Annotated in this window: 16 protein-coding genes and 1 riboswitch; of the genes, 7 read left to right on the plus strand and 9 right to left on the minus strand. The window is 64.9% G+C overall.

Going from position 1 to position 19,481, the window contains the following annotated elements:
• Positions 1-47: 47 nt before the first annotated feature.
• A complete protein-coding gene (locus tag G6N68_RS12745) occupies positions 48-884 on the minus strand; it encodes an SDR family NAD(P)-dependent oxidoreductase (protein WP_163712431.1) in 837 nt (278 codons plus the stop codon).
• Between the two features lie 138 nt (positions 885-1,022).
• Between G6N68_RS12745 and G6N68_RS12750 the strand changes: the two genes are divergently transcribed.
• Entirely contained in the window at positions 1,023-2,339 is a 1,317-nt protein-coding gene (locus G6N68_RS12750) for a fatty acid desaturase family protein (protein WP_163712435.1), read from the plus strand.
• Here the strand turns inward: G6N68_RS12750 and G6N68_RS12755 are convergent.
• Complete coding sequence (locus G6N68_RS12755) at positions 2,254-3,057, minus strand: transglutaminase-like domain-containing protein (RefSeq protein WP_163712439.1); 804 nt, start codon at positions 3,055-3,057, stop codon at positions 2,254-2,256. The genes G6N68_RS12750 and G6N68_RS12755 overlap by 86 nt on opposite strands.
• Before the next feature lie 104 nt (positions 3,058-3,161).
• Between G6N68_RS12755 and G6N68_RS12760 the strand changes: the two genes are divergently transcribed.
• Together G6N68_RS12760 and G6N68_RS12765 are read left to right on the plus strand one after the other, a co-directional pair.
• Complete coding sequence (locus G6N68_RS12760; RefSeq protein ID WP_163712442.1) at positions 3,162-5,360, plus strand: molybdopterin-dependent oxidoreductase; 2,199 nt, start codon at positions 3,162-3,164, stop codon at positions 5,358-5,360.
• Between the two features lie 15 nt (positions 5,361-5,375).
• The gene (locus G6N68_RS12765) at positions 5,376-6,983 is read left to right on the plus strand and encodes an arylsulfatase (RefSeq protein WP_163712444.1); all 1,608 of its coding nucleotides are present in this window, start codon (positions 5,376-5,378) and stop codon (positions 6,981-6,983) included.
• Between the two features lie 114 nt (positions 6,984-7,097).
• Here G6N68_RS12765 and G6N68_RS12770 read toward each other — a convergent pair whose 3' ends face one another.
• Positions 7,098-7,373, minus strand: a complete 276-nt coding sequence (locus G6N68_RS12770) for a DUF4235 domain-containing protein (RefSeq protein ID WP_163712447.1) — start codon at positions 7,371-7,373, stop codon at positions 7,098-7,100.
• 344 nt (positions 7,374-7,717) lie between these two features.
• On the opposite strand from G6N68_RS12770, the gene G6N68_RS12775 reads away from it, so the two are divergent.
• The gene (locus tag G6N68_RS12775; RefSeq protein WP_163712449.1) at positions 7,718-8,647 is read left to right on the plus strand and encodes an alpha/beta hydrolase; all 930 of its coding nucleotides are present in this window, start codon (positions 7,718-7,720) and stop codon (positions 8,645-8,647) included.
• A 16-nt stretch (positions 8,648-8,663) separates the two neighbouring features.
• On the opposite strand, the gene G6N68_RS12780 is transcribed toward G6N68_RS12775, so the two are convergent.
• Entirely contained in the window at positions 8,664-8,873 is a 210-nt protein-coding gene (locus G6N68_RS12780) for a hypothetical protein (protein WP_163712452.1), read from the minus strand.
• A gap of 100 nt (positions 8,874-8,973) precedes the next feature.
• Between G6N68_RS12780 and G6N68_RS12785 the strand changes: the two genes are divergently transcribed.
• The 3 genes from G6N68_RS12785 (at position 8,974) to G6N68_RS12795 (ending at position 13,842) form a co-directional block, all read left to right on the plus strand.
• A complete protein-coding gene (locus G6N68_RS12785; protein WP_163712455.1) occupies positions 8,974-10,353 on the plus strand; it encodes a serine/threonine-protein kinase in 1,380 nt (459 codons plus the stop codon).
• 16 nt (positions 10,354-10,369) lie between these two features.
• A complete protein-coding gene (locus G6N68_RS12790) occupies positions 10,370-11,083 on the plus strand; it encodes an acetoacetate decarboxylase family protein (protein ID WP_163712459.1) in 714 nt (237 codons plus the stop codon).
• A 176-nt stretch (positions 11,084-11,259) separates the two neighbouring features.
• Positions 11,260-13,842, plus strand: coding sequence for an FHA domain-containing protein (locus tag G6N68_RS12795; protein ID WP_163718538.1), 2,583 nt, complete (start codon positions 11,260-11,262; stop codon positions 13,840-13,842).
• A 12-nt stretch (positions 13,843-13,854) separates the two neighbouring features.
• Here G6N68_RS12795 and G6N68_RS12800 read toward each other — a convergent pair whose 3' ends face one another.
• The 5 genes from G6N68_RS12800 to G6N68_RS12820 all read right to left on the minus strand — a co-directional run bounded on the left by G6N68_RS12800 (position 13,855) and on the right by G6N68_RS12820 (position 19,440).
• Complete coding sequence (locus G6N68_RS12800; protein ID WP_163712461.1) at positions 13,855-15,576, minus strand: PPE family protein; 1,722 nt, start codon at positions 15,574-15,576, stop codon at positions 13,855-13,857.
• A 176-nt stretch (positions 15,577-15,752) separates the two neighbouring features.
• Positions 15,753-15,932, minus strand: a riboswitch (cobalamin riboswitch).
• Between the two features lie 41 nt (positions 15,933-15,973).
• On the minus strand, positions 15,974-16,669 hold the full coding sequence (locus tag G6N68_RS12805; RefSeq protein WP_163712464.1) for a GAF and ANTAR domain-containing protein: 696 nt from the start codon (positions 16,667-16,669) through the stop codon (positions 15,974-15,976).
• Between the two features lie 166 nt (positions 16,670-16,835).
• On the minus strand, positions 16,836-17,786 hold the full coding sequence (locus G6N68_RS12810; RefSeq protein WP_163712467.1) for a M48 family metallopeptidase: 951 nt from the start codon (positions 17,784-17,786) through the stop codon (positions 16,836-16,838).
• Positions 17,787-17,935: 149 nt separating this feature from the next.
• Positions 17,936-18,781 (minus strand): hypothetical protein, encoded by an 846-nt coding sequence (locus tag G6N68_RS12815; protein ID WP_163712470.1) that lies wholly within the window; start codon positions 18,779-18,781, stop codon positions 17,936-17,938.
• On the minus strand, positions 18,778-19,440 hold the full coding sequence (locus G6N68_RS12820; protein WP_163712473.1) for a TetR/AcrR family transcriptional regulator: 663 nt from the start codon (positions 19,438-19,440) through the stop codon (positions 18,778-18,780). The genes G6N68_RS12815 and G6N68_RS12820 overlap by 4 nt, the downstream gene beginning before the upstream one ends.
• Positions 19,441-19,481 lie beyond the last annotated feature (41 nt).

The raw sequence follows: 19,481 nt of genomic DNA on the forward strand, positions 1-19,481 counted from the left end.
CTCGTCAATGGCCATCCGGTCATCGTGCGCCAACCGGTGCGGCGGCTTCAAGGCGCAAGGGGCCGATTCGTCCATTCCCGGCCCGCCCGGCGCGACGAGCGGAACCAGCCGCCCGCTGCTCCTGTGCCGCCGTCGGTGGGGATGGTGTGGCCGGTGACGAACGCGGACAGCTCCGAGGCCAGGAAGAGGATGACGCGGGCCTGGTCCACAGGGTGGCCCATCCGCCCCACCGGTACCCACTGCGGCCACTGTCCCTGTTCTTCGGTGGACAGCCATTGCGAGTAGGGCACCTGCAGCGATTCGGTGACGTCTGGGCCGATCGCATTGACCCGGACGCCATCGTGACCTACCTGGACCGCGAGGCTGCGGGTGAAGTGGATGACCGCCGCCTTGAAGGCGGCATAGACCGGATCCTCGGGGTAGCCGCGCAACCCTTCCACGGACGAGACGTTGATGATCGCCCCCGCACGTTGGTCGATCATGGCCGGCAGGAACGCGCGCGTCACCAGAAAAACGTGATACAAATTCACCCGGTAGAGCTCGTCCCAGAATTGCGGGTCGGTGTCGACGAACTTGCCAGGGTGCCGCAGCCAGTGCCCCACGTTGTTGACCAGCACATCTACCCGGCCATAACGGTCCAGCACGGTCCGTGCCAGAGCGCTCACCTGGTCGTCCTGGCGGACGTCGGTGGTGATCGCCAACGCTGCCTCACCGATCTCGTCCGCGGTCCGCCGGGCGAGGTCGCCGTCGATATCGGCGATCACCACCTGGGCGCCCTGCTGGGCGAACAACTTCGAGGTGGCGGCACCGATGCCGCCACCGCCCCCGGTCACCACCGCGACCTGATTGGCCAGCAGTGGGCCGGGGTATGAGTGCTCTGTCATGGTCATATCTCTACCCCCGGGGGCGCGAACCAGTGGAATTGATGAGAGGCTGGAGGATGGCGCACCCGTCGATGCGGGAACAATGCTGGGCCAACCCCACGATCCTCGACGGACGGACGAAATCATGATGCTGCGGCAATGGCGATAACCGATGTAGCGGCATATGCGCACCTGAATGAGGCGGACCTCGAGGCGCTGGCAGCCGATCTAGAGGCGATCCGCCGCGATGTCGAGGGTTCGCTCGGTGCCAAAGACAGGGCCTACATCCGTCGGGCCATCGCATTCCAGCGAGGCCTTGATTTGGTCGCGCGGCTGGTGATTGCCGGGACCACCGGCAAGGTCGGCTGGGCGATGGGTACCGCAACCCTCGCAATCGCCAAGAGCATCGAGAACATGGAACTCGGTCACAATATCGGCCACGGTCAATGGGATTGGATGAACGACCCGGAAATCCATTCCAATACCTGGGAGTGGGACATGGCGGGTGTCTCATCGCAGTGGCGGTATTCGCACAACTACCGCCACCACGTGTTCACCAACGTCCTTGGGGTGGACGACGATCTAGGCTTCGGCGTGCTGCGGGTGACCCGGGACCAGGAGTGGCGACGCAGCAACCTGTATCAAGTTCCGCGCAACCTGCTGCTGGCCATCATGTTCGAGTGGGGCATCGCGGCACACGGTTTGCATTCCGCACATGAGCGGGCAACGACCGACGCCGAGAAGTCTGCACACACCCGCGCGCTACTGCACAAGATGGCCCGTCAGGCCGGCAAGGACTTCGTCTTCTTTCCGGCCCTCAGCCTGCGACGATGGCGCCGCACGCTGCTGGCGAATTTGGTGGCCAACCTGCTGCGCAACGTATGGGCAAACGTGGTGATCCTGTGTGGTCACTTTGCCGACGGCGCGGAGAAGTTCCACCCTGCCGCACTCGACGACGAGACCAAACCGGAATGGTATCTGCGGCAGATGCTCGGCACCGCAAACTTCGACGCCGGCCCGGTCTTGGCATTCCTCAGTGGAAACCTCTGCTACCAGATCGAGCACCACCTGTTTCCCGACCTGCCAAGTAACCACTACGCGGAGATCGCCCTACGGGTTCGTGCCCTGTGTGCGAAGTACGACCTGCCGTATACGACCGGGCCGCTGATTCGCCAGTATCTGCTCACCTTCCGCACCATCGCCAAGTTGGCGTTGCCGAACAGGTTCCTGTCCGCGTCGGTGCATGACGCGCCCGAGACGGCCTCGGAGCACAAGTTCCGCAACGCCGCCGCGCTCGACGCACCCGAAGGAAGCCAGGGCACGGTAGCCCGACACGGGTTGGTGACCGCGCTACGGAACGGGCGACAGTCCGGGCGACAGTCGAATGTCCTCAGCGGATCGAAACGAGTTGGTCGATCGAATCGTGGGGCAAGTCGCCGTCAACGACGGCTGTCACCGAGAGCTGGTTCAGTGTGATCGCGCCCCGGTGATTGTCGAGAAACGCCGTGTCGGCGGCGTCTCGGCCGGTGGCTATGCGCACCAACGTCTGCCGCGGGGCCAGCAGCGTCGCATCGACCACTCGCCATTGTCCCTCGACGAAAGCCTCGGCGACGGCGTGGAAATCCATAGGAGACAATCCCGGCGCATAGACCGATACCAAGCGGGCGGGGACGTGGACCGCACGCAGCAGCGCCACGACCAGGTGTGCGTAATCACGGCACACGCCCCTGCCGGCGAGCAGGGTGTCCACCGCGCCGTCGATCGGGTCACTCGAACCGGGTACGTACTCAAGGCGGGTGCCCACCCACGAACTCACGTGCTCCAGTAGCGTCGCGGCGTCGCGGTCACTGCCGAATTCGGTTGCGGCGAAGCCAAAGAACTTGTCGGTCTCGGCGTAGCGGCTGGGACGTAGGTACAACGACTGGTCGTATTCGGACCCGAGGGCCGGCTGTGTCCGGCCCACGATCGTCGCTGCGTAGTCAACCCGTAGGGTGCCCTCCGAGGCATCGAACTTGTGAATCCGGTTGCCGTGCACACCGCTGATTTCCAACGGTTGGATGGTGCGTCCGTTCAAGTCGAAGCGAAGCGACTCGAACACTTCGGCACCGGGATGCGGCGCGACGGCTATCTGAAATTCGAGAGTTGTGGCGGCGGTGATTTCGACTTCCATTTCAACGCCCACTTCTCGTCTCATAGCGCGATACTCCGCTACGTGTCGGGGGTCCGGCAACTTGGGGTTGCGCCGAGACCGCGCCGCGGCTACTTCCGCGACTCGAAGTAGCGTAATAAGGTGGGTCTGTGGCACCCGGCGAAGACGGCAAGCATCTGCGTTCCTGCCCTTTGTGTGAAGCCATGTGCGGCTTGGAGGTTCACGTAGCGGACGGTGTGGTCGCCAGTATTCGAGGCAATCGCGACGACGTGTGGAGTCGTGGTCATCTGTGCCCGAAGGGAGTGTCGCTGGGCGCCATACACAGCGACCCCGACCGCATCCGCAGCCCGCTGATCAAGGTCGATGGACGCTGGCAGGAGGTCAGCTGGGACGCGGCATTCCGCCGCTGTACCGAGTTGCTCACACCGGTGATCCGCAAATACGGAATCGGCGCCGTCACCGCCTACACCGGCAACCCGTTGGCGCACTCCTTTTCGCTCGCCCGGTACGCGGGGGTGCTGCTCGGCATGTCCGGAATGCCGATCACCTACTCCCCGGGCACGGTCGACCAGTGGCCAAAGAACCTGTCGTCGCATCTGATGTACGGCGGTTGGTGGAACTTCCCGGTGCCCGATATCGAACGCACGGATCTGCTGGTGATCATGGGCGCCAATCCCGCCGCGTCGCAGGGTTCGTTGCTGGCCGCGCCCAACGTGATGGGATTGATCGGCGCCATCCGCAAACGCGGGAAGGTGATTGTCATCGACCCGGTGCGTACCGAGACCGCGGCCCAGGCCGACGAATGGCTGCCCATAGTCCCGGGTACCGATGCGGCGCTACTGCTGGCCGTCGCGCACACGTTGTTCGACGAGGACCTGGTCAACCCCAGCCCCTACGTCGACGAACTCGACACCCTGCGACGGGTGGTAGCGGACTGGCCGCCGAGTCGGGTGAGTACGGCCACGGGAATTGCCGAGGACCGAATTCGGACCTTGGCGCGCGAGCTCGCCGGCACCGAGAAATCGGTGGTCTACGGCCGAATCGGGCTGTGCAATCAGGAATTCGGCAGCCTGGCCAGCTGGCTGGTCGACGTGATCAACATTTTGACCGGACATTTCGATACAACCGGCGGGGCCATGTTCCCCCGACCTGCGGCCTGGTCGATCACCACGCAGCCGCTGCCGGGTTTGGAGGGCGGCGCCCCCGAATTCGGCCGCTGGCGTACTCGGGTGCGGGGAGCGAAGGAAGTCCTGGGCCAGGTGCCGGTGTCGTGTCTGGCCGAGGAGATCGCCACACCTGGCGACGGCCAGCTCAAGGCCCTCATCACGATCGCGGGCAACCCAGTGTTGTCCACGCCCGCCGGCGACAAGCTCGACGAGGCGTTGCCGACGCTGGAAGCGATGATCTCCGTTGATCTTTGGCTTAACGAGACGACCCGGCACGCCGATGTGATTCTGCCCGGGCTCTCTCCGTTGGAGCAGCCCCATCACGACGACCTGATCCTGCAATTCGCGATCCGCAGCTTCGCGAATTACTCGGCGCCGGTTTTCGACCCCGGTGAGCGTCCGCACGAATGGGAGATCCTCATCCGCCTGACCGGCTTGTGCACCGGAACACCGGCCGAGGACGTCGACGTGGCGGCGATCGACGACGGCTTCTTCGACTACCTGGCCTTCACCCGCGGACTCGACGGCGTAGAGATCCGCAAGCTCTACGACCATGGTGGTCCCGAGCGGATGCTGGATCTGACGTTGCGCACCGGGCCGTTCGGGGACCGCTACGGCGAGAACCCCGGTGGTCTCACGCTGGACCAGCTGAAGAAGAACCCGAACGGAATCGATTTCGGGCCGATGGTGCCCCAGCTACCGGACATTCTGGGCACCCCGGACAAAAGGATCCGGCTCGCGCCGCAATACCTGCTCGACGACCTGCCCCGGCTGGCCGCCCGACTGGAACGGCCCGCCGATCCGCTGGTCTTGGTAAGCCGCAGGCACCTGCGGTCGAACAACTCCTGGCTGCACAACGTGCCCGCGTTGATGAAGGGTAGGGACCGCTGCACGCTGCTGATCCACCCCGCCGATGCGGCCCGGTACGGTGTTGCCGACGGCGAGATCGTGACGGTGAAGTCCGCGGCGGGCGAGATCAAGGTGCGGGCTGAATTGACCGACGCGATCATGCCCGGCGTGGTTTCGATGCCACATGGCTGGGGACACGCCAAACCCGGTACCCGCCTGTCGGTCGCCAACAGCTCACCGGGCGTGAACACGAATGTGCTTTCGGTGCCGACATTCGTCGACGAGCCATCGGGCAACGGCGCCCTCAATGGCATTCCCGTCACGGTCAGCTAAGGGGTACATGTCAGCGTGAAGCGGCCCAACTTTCTGGTCATCGTGGCCGATGACCTTGGCTACTCCGATATCGGCGCGTTCGGCGGCGAGATCGCTACGCCCAACCTGGATCAGCTGGCCTACCGGGGGATCCGGTTCACCGATTTCCATTCTGCTCCGGCCTGCTCACCGACCCGGGCGATGCTGCTGACCGGGACCGATCATCACGTTGCCGGCATCGGCACCATGCTCGAGGTGGCGGTTCCAGGATTCCAAGGAGCACCCGGCTACGAGGGCTATCTCAACGACCGGGTGGTCGCGCTCCCCGAATTATTGCGCGACGCAGGGTATTTGACGCTGATGTCGGGCAAATGGCACCTGGGGTCGACTATCGAAACGTCGCCGTGGGCGCGAGGATTCGAGCGCTCCTTCGCTCTGCTCCCAGCCGGAGCCAGCCACTACGGCGGTTCGGGCGCGCGCGGATTCTCGCCCGTGCCAACCCTTTACACCGAAGACGACCAATTTGTCACGGTCGGAGAAGACTTCTATTCATCGGACTTCTACGCCGACAACCTGTTGCGCTACTTCCGCGAGCGTTGCGAGGATGACGACCGGCCGTTCTTCGCCTACCTGCCCTTTCAGGCGCCGCACTGGCCGTTGCAAGCACCGGACGAATCCGTCGCCGCCTATCGAGGCCGCTACGACGACGGGCCGGACGCACTACGCGAAGCGCGTCTGGCTGCGCTGAAGCAGCTGGGTCTGTGTCCGCCCGACGTCGAGGCCCACCCGGTCGTGGCCGACGGCGCTCCCGAGTGGGCCGACATGTCGGCCGAACAGCGCGCGTTGTCGGCCCGCAGTATGGAGGTTTATGCCGGCATGGTGGACCGGATGGACTGGAACATCGGGCGGGTGATCGACTATTTGGCCGAGACCGGCGAGTTGGACAACACGGTCGTGATCTTCTTGTCCGACAACGGCGCGGAAGGAGCGATCGTCGAGGCAATGCCGTTGCGTGGCCCGGAGATCGCTGCGCGCGTGGCACAGCACTGCGACAACAGCCTCGACAACCTCGGCCGCCCGACCTCGTTCATCTGGTACGGCCCACGCTGGGCGCAGGCCGCCACCGCGCCATCGCGGCTGCACAAGGCATTCACCACCGAAGGCGGGATCCGCGTGGTCGGCTTCATGACCTGGCCAGGGTTCAAGCGGCAGGGCGAGATTGGCACCGCATTCGCAACCGTCATGGATATCGCCCCTACCGTGCTGGAGCTTGCCGGCATCCCGCATCCCAGCGAGGCCGACTCCACCTATCGGGGCCGGGAGGTGGTCCCGATGCGCGGAAGTTCGCTGGTGCCGTATCTGTCCGGCGGCGTCGAACGGGTGCATGACGGCGACGTCGGCACGGGCTGGGAACTGTTCGGTCGGCGCGCCATTCGGCAGGGTGACTGGAAGGCGCTCTATCTACCGGCGCCTTACGGCCCCGGGACGTGGCAGCTCTACGATCTCGCAGCAGACCCTGGCGAGATCCACGATCAGGCCGATGTGCGCCCGGACAAGCTGGCCGAACTCCTCGAACTGTGGGACCGCTACGTCGCGGAGAACGGCGTAATCCTCGAACCGATATCGGTTTTCGACGCACTCTGACCGGACCGGTGGCTCGGCAACTGGGACGGTGGGTTAGACGCCGGCGTCGCGCAAATCGCTGCGGCGCAGCGTATTGACATTAGGGGAGGGCGGAGCTCGTTACCGCGTCAACGATCATGACGACGGCGACTCGTTTGTGACTGCCTTGTAGCCGCGGGCGGCCATGCGATCGACTGCCGCCCGAACCACACCGAAAATCAGGCCCTGCAGTCCGGCGCCAAGCAGTGCGCTCTGGGTGGACTTACTGAGGTCTTTGGGGTCCGGGGGACCTTCATCGTTCGCGCTCAACCGCTTCCACACCTGGTTGAAGATCGAGCCAGCGAGGAGGCCTCCTGCCACACTGGTAGCGATCGACAATGGAAAATACAAAGTCTTTGACGTCGCGCTCATAGTGGCCGGTATACCCGGCTATATTCTGGCCGAATCGCACCGGTCGAAAAGTCCGACGCGCCAGCATAGTTGATGGTTGCAATGCAATCCGCGCGAAAGCGTTGCGAAGCGCATTGTGAACCCCGATCCAGGCCCGCTTCAGACCCACTTATGTAACCGGCTACCCGGTTTATTCGTTCACCAAACGTGAGATATCCAACATCGGCGCCAGCGCTTGCAGTGCCGTTTAGCCCTTGCGCCGCAGGGTATTCGGTGGGCCAGACCAAGGGAGGTCACCGCAAATGATCGGGCAACAGATTCGTAAGCAACCGTCACACAGCGAAACACCGCTAGGTGAGCGACGAATGCACCGTCGATTTAGCGCGCAATCCATTCCGGTGTCCTGGGCCAGTCGACTTCTCGTCAAGAACACAGTGCGGGCGTGGGCGCTTCAGCCGAATCTGCAGTGGCCGTTCGACTACGTCGACGGATTGGCGGGCATGATGCCGCGCTTCGGGTCGGCGACCATCGAATGCGTGCAGCTGGAGCACTGCGCCGCTGAATGGGTGTGCGCGCCGAATGTTACCCCGTCGCGGGCCGTCCTTTACCCCCATGGCGGCGCCTTCCTGGCCTGCGGTCTCAACACTCATCGCTCGCTGGTAACCCGGCTCTCGGCGGCCGCCGGCGCGGGCGTACTCGCCGTCGGGTACCGGAAGCTGCCGCGGCACCGGATTCCTGACTCGATCGACGACGCCCTAGACGGCCTCCGCTACCTGCGCGGTCTGGGCTACGAGGACGACCAGATCGTCGTCGCGGGAGACTCGGCGGGCGGCTACCTCGCCTTCATGAGCACCCTCGCGGCCATTGAGAGCGACCTTGCCAAGCCTGCCGGGATCGCAGCGATTTCGCCTTTCACCGACGCGGATCCGACCCGGAAACTCAAGCACCGCAACGCCCGTAAGTGCTCGATGTTCACCTGCGGAGCGCTGTCGATGTTTGCCCGGTACCTCGGTGAGATCGTTTCGCCGGTGGATGCCGACTTGTCAGCGATGCCGCCGGTGACCATCCACGCAAGTTCGGACGAGCTACTGTGTCTGGATGCGGAGCTGATGGCAGAACGACTGCAGGCCCATTCAATCCGGTGCGATTTGCACCTGTGGCGCCGCCAAATTCACGACTTTCCTCTGGCCGCCGACATTCTGCCCGAAGGTAGGCGCGCCATTCATTACATCGGTGATTTCGTACAAGAAGTCACCGCGCGAAGCGGCGCAAGCCTGCAAGCGGTAGCGGGATAACGGCCAGGATTCAGAGCTAGTCGGGTTCGTCCAGGTCGGGGTCGAGCGGGACCACCTGCTGCTGTTCCTGCCAGTCGGCAATACTGGTTTCCAACCCAATCTCATCTATTTCGGCGGGGAAGCTGGATTGTTCCTCGTCGAATGGGGGATCGACGCCCGGGCGCTGCTGCTCGACGGCATCCGCCAGGGGCACGTCGTCTCGAAAGTCACCGTCAGTGTCGCCCATGCACCGCAAATTACCCCACCCACCTGGATCAAAACGCAGCGACGGGCCACCGTGGGGCGGAACTTGAGTTCCCACCCCGCCTACCGGCTACTATGCGGCAATGGCGCTCGCCGAAGGTTCGACGTTCGCTGGCTACACCATCATCCGTCTGTTGGGGGCCGGCGGTATGGGCGAGGTCTACCTTGCCCAGCATCCGAGGTTGCCCCGACAAGACGTGCTGAAGATCCTGCGGACGGACGTCTCGGCCGATAAGGAGTACCGGGAACGGTTCCATCGGGAGGCCGACACCGCCGCTTCGCTGTGGCATCCGCACGTGGTCGCGGTGCATGACCGTGGCGAGACCGATGGCCAGCTGTGGATCGACATGGACTATGTCGACGGCACCGACGCGGGCGAGTTACTTCGGGAGACGTACCCCGAAGGCATGCCCGGCGCCATGGTCACCCAGATTGTCACCGCGGTCGCCGAAGCCTTGGACTACGCGCACGAGAACAAGCTCATCCACCGTGACGTAAAGCCCGCCAACATTCTCATCGCCCGCCCGGATGGTCCTGATTGCCGGATCATGTTGGCGGATTTCGGGATCGCCGGCCTAGTGGGTGAATCCACCGGGCTGACCGCAACCAACATGACGGTGGGAACGGTGTCCTACGCGGCTCCGGAACAGCTGATGGGGCAGGACCTGGACGGCCGGGCCGATCAGTACGCCCTGGCTGTTTCGGCGTTTCAGCTCCTGACCGGGGCGCCGCCGTTTCAGCATTCGAACGCCGCCGTCGTGATCAGTCAGCATCTCAGCGCATCACCCCCGGCCATCGGCGATCGCCGTCCTGATCTCCAACACCTCGACCCGGTCTTTGCCAAGGCACTCTCCAAGGATCCCAAGGACCGTTACCTGCGGTGCATCGACTTCGCGCGGGCGCTCAGCCACCACTTGGGCACGGGGGAGGATCCCGAGGGCACCAGCCTCTCCGTGGCCGCGGCGCCACCGCCGCTCTCCAAGCAATCTCTGACTCGCCCCTCTGTCATCATTTCGGCGGTGCTCGCGGTTCTGCTGGTCATCGCGGTGGTCATCGCACTACGGGAATTTGCCCGGTTGGGCGACGAGGAACGGGCACACGAACCTCAGGCCCCGACCACCCAAGCCGCGTCGACGCCGCAAACGACGCCCACTACCGCCGAGTCGAGCGCGCCGGTTCTCCCGGTCGTTGCCATCGGCGCGGAATGCGCGCCCCTGGGCGCCATGGGCGTTACCAAAACGAACGCGACGGCTTACTGTTCGGAGTTAGAGGGCAACAGTTCGCCCATCTGGTCGCTTACCGAGGGCACGGTGGCCAGTCCCACCATCGTCGCTACCCCGGAACCTGCCGAGGCGCCGTTGCCAAGTGAGCAGGAACGGCCGATCCTGGTGTGCATGGAGCAAACGGGTCAAACTCGCCGGGAATGTCGCGAGGAAATCCTCAGAAGCAACCCGTTGCCCTGACCGCGCAGCTATCAGAATGACCAACAGCGACAGGAACGTCCGAGCCGAGCTGAGCGGATTGCCCAGCATTCCCGAGACCGCGTTGAGCCAGGCGCTACTGGCGCAATTGCCGAGCAACCAGGCAGAAGCGCCATGGGAATGCCATTGCTCGGCAGTGATGTGGCTGGGCCGGGGCGGACGTGCGGCAACTTCCGTACTGCCGCCGGCCCTGGCCGGCAGTCCCGCGCTGGCCACGGTGGGAGGCTTCGTCCGTTACACCGACACGCCCGTCGGACCTTACGACGAGGTGCTCGGAATGGTGGCCTCCCACACGGGCTTCCGTCCCTGGGGCACCGTTGCGTTTATGTCGGTCGATTCGCCGCCGAGCCTTGTGGGCGGGCGTACCAATTGGGCGATGCCCAAAACGCTGGCACGTTTCGACGGAGACCTGGTGAGTGGTAGAACCATCACCGGGACGGGCGACGACGACATGGCCTGGTCGGTCAGCGCGACGCCGCGGGTCATCGGTCCGGCGATCCCTGTCAAGGCCAAAGCCACGGCTCGTCAACAGTTCAGCGATGGCCGAGTCGGCGAATCGCTGCTGGTTTTCGCTGGTCGATTGAGAGCCGCGGTGATCACTGTCGAGGTCTCATCGGCGGGCACGCTGCGGACGTGGCTGCGTCCGGGCCGCCATGCGGGAGTTTTTATCGAGTCCGCAACCTTTACCCTCGGCGCACCACGCTTCCGCTGAACCCGGCTGCCACGCGGCTGCCTTAGTTGCTAAAGCTGGTGTGGCACAAGGGTATTCGGTTGAAGGCCGGCAGCCGGACGGGAGTGCCGGACTGGCCGAGAAAGCTACCCGAAATCCGACGGCCGGACGATTTGCCTGAGTAACTCCTGCAAACCTTGCTCGTGCCGATACAGTTGGTGCTGATGAGCCAACCAGCCGCCCCGCCTGTGACCGTGCGGTATGACGGAGCCGAGCGCACCTTCGCAGCGGGCCACGATGTAACTATCGGACGTGACCTGCGCGCCGACGTCCGCGTCGCCGATCCGCTGATCTCCAGGGTCCACTTGCTGCTGCGCTATGACCAGGGCCGGTGGACCGCTATCGACAACGGCAGCCTCAACGGGCTGTACGTGAACAACCGTCGGGTGCCGAGCGTCGACATCCACGACGGTCAGCGGGTCAACATCGGCAATCCAGATGGTCCGGCGCTGGACTTCCAGCTCGGCCGGCATCAGGGGTCGGTCGGACGACCCCCACCAACGACGGCTATGGCGATACCACCCAGGCCGAGCGGACCTATTCCGTCCCAGGCACCCCCGAGCGGGTCCCAGTGGCCCGGGCAGTCGCCACCGCCGCCGTCGACCACGCGCATGCCGGCGGCCCAGGCGCCGTCCGGGCAGCAGCCCCGGTACCCGTCCGGTCCGCAGTCGGCGGTTCGACCGCCCAGCGGACCACAGCAGCCGGCGCCGCAGATCTATCGGCCGGCAGGACCACCGCCACCGTCGGCAGCGCGCGGAGGTGGCGCGACGTCGATGATGCGGATCCTGCGGCCGGGCCGAGGGGGAGCGGGAGATGTGCCGGCGGGCGCCATCAAGATCGGCCGCGCCGAAGACAATGACATCGTCATTCCCGAGGTGCTGGCGTCGCGTCATCACGCCACGCTGATTCCTACGGCCAACGGCACCGAGATTCGCGATAACCGCAGCATCAACGGCACCTTCGTGAACGGCACCCGGGTCGAGTCGGCCGTGCTGCGCGAGGGCGACGTGGTCACGATCGGCAACATCGACCTCGTCTTCGCCAACGGTTCGCTGGCACGCCGAGAAGAGAGCCTGCTCGAAACCCGCACCGGCGGTCTGGATGTACGTGGTGTGACGTGGACGATCGAGGGCAACAAGACGCTGCTGGACAACATCTCGATCTCCGCGCGGCCCGGAATGCTCACCGCGGTCATCGGCCCATCGGGCGCGGGCAAGTCGACCTTTGCCAAGTTGGTCGCCGGATACACGCACCCGACCAGCGGCACGGTGACGTTCGAGGGGCACAACGTGCACTCCGAATACGCCTCGCTGCGCAGCAGGATCGGCATGGTCCCGCAGGATGACGTCGTGCACGGTCAGCTGACCGTCAAACAGGCGCTGATGTACGCCGCGGAGCTGCGGCTGCCGCCCGACACCACCAAGGAGGACCGCGCACAGGTCGTGGCCCGGGTGCTCGAGGAACTCGAGATGACCAAGCACCTCGAGACCAGGGTCGACAAGCTCTCCGGTGGTCAGCGCAAACGTGCGTCGGTGGCGCTGGAGTTGCTCACCGGCCCCTCGCTGCTCATCCTTGACGAGCCGACTTCGGGTCTGGACCCGGCGCTGGACCGGCAGGTCATGACGATGTTGCGGCAGCTGGCCGACGCCGGTCGTGTGGTGCTGGTGGTCACCCACTCGCTGACCTACCTCGACGTCTGCGACCAGGTGCTGCTGCTGGCTCCTGGCGGCAAGACGGCCTTCTGCGGGCCACCCAGCCAGATCGGCCCGTCCATGGGGACGACCAACTGGGCCGACATCTTCAGCACGGTCGCCGACGATCCGGATGGGGCCAAGGCCCGCTATCTGGCCAGGACGGGGCCGCCACCGCCGGTGCCACCGGCCGAGAAACCGGCGGAGTTGGGCGAGGCGGCGCATACCAGCCTGGTTCGCCAGTTCTCCACGATCGCGCGAAGACAGTTGCGGTTGATCGTCTCCGACCGCGGCTACTTCATCTTCCTGGCGATACTGCCGTTCATCATGGGTGCGCTGTCGATGTCGGTGCCTGGCGACGTCGGCTTCAATGCCCCGCCTTTGACCAGCGATGCACCCACCGAGCCTGCGCAGATTCTGGTGTTGCTCAACGTCGGTGCGGTCTTCATGGGCACGGCACTGACCATCCGCGACCTGATCGGTGAGCGGGCGATCTTCCTGCGCGAGCAGGCGGTCGGCTTGTCGACCACGGCGTATCTGCTGGCCAAGGTGTGCGTCTACACCGTGCTCGCGCTCATCCAGTCGGCGATCGTCACGGTGATCGCGCTGCTCGGGAAGCCGGGTCCCAAAGAGAGCGCTGTGGTGTTGGGTAGCGCCGCGCTGGAGTTGTATGCGGACATCGCGGCGACGACGGTCGCCTCGGCGATGCTCGGGTTGGTGCTGTCGTCGCTGGCCAAGACGAGCGAACAGATCATGCCCCTGCTCGTGGTGGCGGTGATGTCGCAGCTGGTGTTCTCCGGCGGCATGATCCCCGTGACCAACCGCTTTGGGCTCGACCAGATGTCCTGGCTCACCCCGGCCCGCTGGGGCTTTGCGACCTCGGCGTCCACTATCGACCTGACCAAGTTGTGTCCGGTTCCGCAGGTGCCCAAGGACTCACACTGGCATCACACGCCCGGCGCGTGGTTGTTCGACATGGCCATGCTGGCGGTGCTGAGCGTGTTCTACCTCAGCTTTGTGCGGTGGAAGATTCGCCTGAAGAGCGGCTGATCCGGTAGCGCGTCAGCGTTCAGGCGAGTCGGGTGGCACCTCGGGTGACGCTCCTGCGTCGGGATCCCACGTGCTCGGCATGACGGGTGCGCGGGGTCCGTCGTAGGCAGCGTCGACCAGGGTGATCAGACCTGCCGCGCGCCCGCCGTCGTCGCGGCGAACGGTGCCGGCAAAACCCAGCGTTCCACCGCCCTGGTTCGAGGCACCCACCGAAGGCTCCGCCAAGTCGTTGTCCGACTCGAGGTCCATGAACCCCCAACCCCGGTCGATTTCCTTGGCCTTGGCCCTTTTTCGCCGTTTCGCCGCGGCCTGAGCCTGCGCCGGCACGGCCGCCGCCGGGGCCTCGGCCGCATCGGAGTCCGCCGCCTTCTTTCGGGCGCCGGTAGCGGCGGACCGCTTGGCGTCCGAGCTCAGGCCGCCCATCAGATAGTCGAAGGCGGCCATCGGCGTGGGTATGCCCGCACCGGTCACTGTGGGCGGTGCAGCAGTCGGGGGTGGGGACGTGGTCGGTGTGGCAGGGGAGACCGTCGCTTCGGCGGGAGCCGGCGTGGGCGCGGGAGCGGAAGAAGGGACGGTTGGGGCAAGGGCCGCGAGTGACGGCGGTATGGGCGCAACCGGTGCCGGTGGTGGGGGCACCGCGGCCAGCGTTGCCAAACCCTTGATGCCGATCGGCGCCAGCACCGCGCCGGCGGCCAACGGGACCAGCGGAGTGATCAGCAAGGGCACCACCGCCGCAATGATCACCAAAGTTTGCTCGAGCAGGGTCTTCAGCAGTGCGATGGTGTCGGTGATGACGGTGCCGATGATTTCAACCGTGACGAACAAGATGGTGAAACCGATCGTCGCGGGATTACCCGAAGCGAACGCCGCGGTGAGATCCAGGGCGACGAAGGCGAACATCTGCGACAGGAAGGCGACATAGCTGCCGATGTCCATCGGGTAGCCCAGCGCGAACGCGATGTTGAAGGGGCTGAAGTAGGTGAGTGGATTGCCAAGGATGACCAGGTACGGGTCGAATCCGGAAAACATCGCCTGGAAGTAGGGCAGTTCCGACAGCGCGTTGATCAGCGGTTGTACATAGGTGTCGTAGAAGTCGATATAGCCGATGTCCTGCAACCACCGGAAGAAGTCCATCTGCTGGTCCGGTGGCAGCGGTAGCGCCTCAGCCGCGGCGACCTGCTGGGCATCGGCCTCGGCCACCACGATCTGCGGTGCCGCGGTGGTCTGCGGCGCGGCGGCTAATGCCGTGGACGCGATCGTCTGATAGGTGCTCATCACGGTGGCGGCCTGCACCCACATCCGCGCGTAGTCGGCCTCGTTCAGGGCGATCGGAATGGTGTTGACGCCGAAGAAATTGGTTGCCACCAATGCCCCATGGGTGGCGTGGTTGGCGGCCAACTCGGCCAGTGTCGGCATCGCCGCCAGGGCCGACGTGTAGGCGCTGGCCGCGGTCTCGTGTTGCGCGGCTATCGCGGCAGCATCGGCGCTGGCTTGGACCAGCCATCCCAGATACGGCAGATGGCCGGCCACGTACGCCATGCTGGTCGGGCCCTCCCAGTCTCCGGCCTGTACCGCGGCCAGCAGCGCGGTCAGCTCGTCGGCCGTTTCGGTGTAGGCGGTGCTCAACGACAGCCACGCCTGTGCCGCCGCGTGCAGCGGGCCGGGCCCAGGGCCGCTGCTGAGCAGGGCCGAATGCATCTCGGGCGGTGCCGCCATCCAAATCGGGGCGCTCATCGTCGGCCGCCCTTAAAGCGTGCAACGACCAGGCACCCGCGGAGGGCGCGGGGCAGTCCCTTCTGAACGGCGGCGGCGCCGCAGTGCTAATGGATCAACGACTATGGCGGCGCAGGCGCCGGATCGTGCGTGCAGCGTCATGGCAGGCTGTCTCTCTCGGGGTACACCGCCCCGGGTAGATACGACGCAATGACGCGAGTCTCCTGGCTCTCGGATCGCTGCTTGCCTCACCTTCCAGCCTTCGGCCGTGGTTCATGAGGTTTGCTCCCCGATTACAGTGGCGGGACCGCGCCGGATTCACACCGGCTTCCTGCTTCGTCATTGCCTAACGGTCGACATTCTCCCATCGTCGGCGGTGCGCCCTCCACTTCGGCTCGGACGATGTGACGCATAACGCTCAGTTCATGGCGTTGCTGGCGCGCGTATCGATCACTCGTTCCGCGATGTCGACAAGTTTGGCGTTGCTCTCCTGCGACAGGGCGCGCAACATGTCGAAGGCGCGCAGGTCGTCGACACCGTATCGCTCCATGATGATCCCTTTGGCTTGGCCGATGCGGTCACGGCTGGACAGCGCCGCCTGCAGTTGTTCGTCGTGGCGGCCGGCCAGAATCGCCGCCGCCGCGTGCGCCGCCAGTACGGTGCCGATGGTCTCGGACTCGGCGTCCCAGACGTTGGGCTGAAATGCGAACAGGTTGAGCGCGCCGGCGGTGCGGTCGGCGGTAAACAGCTTGAACGACAGCCCGCTGAGCACGCCTAGTTCGATTGCCGCTGGTGAGTACCGTGGCCAGCGCGCTTCGTTTCGGAAGTCGTCAGTCCTGACGATCGTGTCGTGCAGCGCGGCCTGAGCGCAGGGCCCCTCTTGGAAGTCGTGTTGAAGCTGGTCCAGTTTCGCAGGTAGCTCGTCCACGCTCCCCAGCGATTCGAATCTTCCGTTGCCGTGAATCAACAAAACTCCAGCGGTGTCGGTGTCTGGTATCAGCTCAATTGCGGCGGCGGCGACGTCGTTCAGGATCTCCTCGACGGTGCGTGGGGTCGCGATGGTCTGTGCCAGCTTCGCCATGCGTATCGCAAGATCGTGCTTTTCCCGCGTCATGTGGAAGGTTTACCCATCAGGACAAATCGCACACGGTAATCGTCACTGGGATCGGTGTTGTCCCACGTCAATGCCATCTATACGCACTGAGCGGCACCCACGCGGGCGCCGCTCAGCGGTCCTTGGGTAACCCAAGCAATCAGGAATGTGGTGGCTACTGTGGTGGCTACGGCGTCCAGGTGCGGGTAGGGGGCGGTGACCACTGCGGCGGCATCTGGGTTGCCCCCGGCGCAGGCATCTGGGGCGGCATTTGTGCGGGAACGTGAGCCGGAACTACGGGCGCCAGCTGAGTCGGCCGGAAGAACAGCGACCCCGCGATGGCCCTGTTTCGCAGCGCCGCTGCACGCCAGGTGTTCACCGGGTGCGAGGCCATCATGTTTGCCAGCCAGACGAAGAATCCGGTCTCCGTGCTGGCCCGGTTTGCCATCTCGTCAAAACTCACCGACCTGAGCAAATACTTGCCGGCGCTGAGCACGCCGATGGCGCGAGCAGCGCCCGCGGGGCGAAACGCGTAGCCATAATTGTCGGCCGTGTACTCCATCGACCGCGACAACGACGAGCCCAGGAACGGGATCTTCATCGCCAACTGGGCGAGCTGCCGCCAGTAGGACGCGTGGCCCGCTGCGATGTGACCGACCTCGTGTCCGATGACGAAGGCGAGCGCTTCGGGGTCGCGAGCCTGGCCACCGATTTCGAACAGGTCGCTGTAAACGCAGACGTAGCGGCGCAAGCCGTGGCCGCTGGCGAAGGCGTTGATCTGGCCGTTTCCAAGCACGACGTATGCGTCGGGCACCTCGCTGAGGCCGAACCGTTGCGCGGCTTCAACGACGAGCCAGTAGCCCTCGGGAAATTGGGTGGGAGACATCTTGACACCGTTGGCGCGCTGCCGGCCGTACATCAGGCCCCGACCCAGGTAGAGCAGCACCGGGAACAGCAGAATCGACAGCCACAGCATGCTGATCTTGCCCGAGAACGCCACCGCAAGCGCCACCAGATACACGACCACGCTGGACACGATGACCAGCACGAGCAGCCCGATCTCCCAGGGATGCCGCTGGGGTTGGTGGGCGTGGAAGTGTCCGTGATGGGGTGCCGGCGGCGACTCCAAGATGGCCATAACAGTTGTGTCCTCGAAGGTCAGGCAGTCCGGTGGATCCGGGCGACACTAGAGTCCGGGGCCGTCCTTGGAGGATTCTTGATGAATTCTTGGAACCGCTGAGCGGGCCGGCGCTTATGCGATCGATGCAGGTCAGCGGGCCAGGCTCGTCATGGATGCGCGGCCAGGAAAGTCTCGTTCGGTAGCCCGGCGCTCAGCCGCTCGACATCGAAGGGCTGCTCGATAAGGGTCGCGAGCCGCTGTGCATCGACGAGAACGCTGACCTCGGCGGTCTGACGCACGAACAGCCGGAGAACGTACGGGTAGAGCCGCCGCATCAAAGCACGTTCCGGGCGGGTGCAGCGCGCAGCGCAGTAGCCGACGTGCCCGATCTCGTCGGTCAATATCTCGGTGTAGAGGCGGTCGATCCGTTCCGCCACGTCTGGCTCGTCGGCGAACAATTCTTTGCCGACTTGGCGCAATTCGTCGAATAAAATACAGCCGGCCATTTCGCCCGCACCGACGAACGCGATGCCGAGTCGCTCGGGCACGAAAACTCCCATCTTGACGAATTGGCGCATTACCAGCGGTGGCACGACCACCTGCGATGGCAGGCCGAAAATGTCCAGGACGTAGGCCAGTAGGCGGGTGTGGTAGTGCTCCTCGAGCTCCACATACACCCGTTCGGGCGACGCGTCGTCGCCGCTGTTGACGCCATACGTTTCACCTAAAGCCACACCGAATCGTTCCGCTTGGTTGAGCTTGGCGGTCGCCAACACGAACAGCGTCTGAGGGTCGAGGTTCGGTTCCGGCTTGCGGCGGCGCAGGTTTCGTAGGAACACCTGGCGGTCGATGCGGTACGCGGACCGGACGGGATTGTCTTCGATACCCGCGAAGAACTCCTCACGGCTGGTGAGGCGGCGATGCACCAGGTCCGCCTCACCATCGCGCCGGACCAGGAAGTCGCGATAGCCCTCTATACCTGTTTTCTCGGCTAGCTTCTCGTCGACTTTCATGGCGCCTCCATTCCTTGAACGATGGTCGTGACATACCGATCCAAAAGTGCAGACCTCGCGCGGGATCCCCCCGCGGTGGCCAGTAGCGCGAATAGCCCGGTCAGGAAGATCACGCCCAGTTCGCCCGGGTCCGGGTCGCGGGATACCCGACCCGCTTGCTGGGCACGAGTGATCGCCGCGATGACGAATTCGGCGAGCGGGTGTCCGCCGAGTTCGTCCTCGACGGGTCGGGTCGGCGAGAAGTGCAGCGCCAGCATGTCCCGGAACACCACCGGGCCCAATTTGCGCTCGGCAGCCAGCACCTGACGTACCAGCATTGTCAGCACCGACCGCAAGTCGGTTGATCTTCCGGCCTTCGCCTGCAGCCTTGCCACAATCTGCGTTTCTTCGACGTGCTCCAGCTCGACCAGGACGTGCTCTTTGGTGGGGAAGTGGAAGTAGAAGGTGCCGCGCGCTACTCCGGCGGCCGTGACAATCGCGGCCACGTCCGCGCCGGCCAGGCCGTGCCGCCCGATCTCGGCTACCGCGGCATCGAAGATTCGCGCCCGGGTTTGCAGGCGCTGAGATTCCCGCGCGCCCGCGCCCTTAGGGGCCGCCGCGGCTGCAGTGGCGGCACCCGGCTCGGTGGCGGGCCCACTTCCGCGCGTAGTCGTTCGCACTCCGGCAACGTATCCACTTTCATCGACAACTGTCAATGACA

This window comes from Mycobacterium bourgelatii, assembly GCF_010723575.1.
Lineage (GTDB): Bacteria > Actinomycetota > Actinomycetes > Mycobacteriales > Mycobacteriaceae > Mycobacterium > Mycobacterium bourgelatii.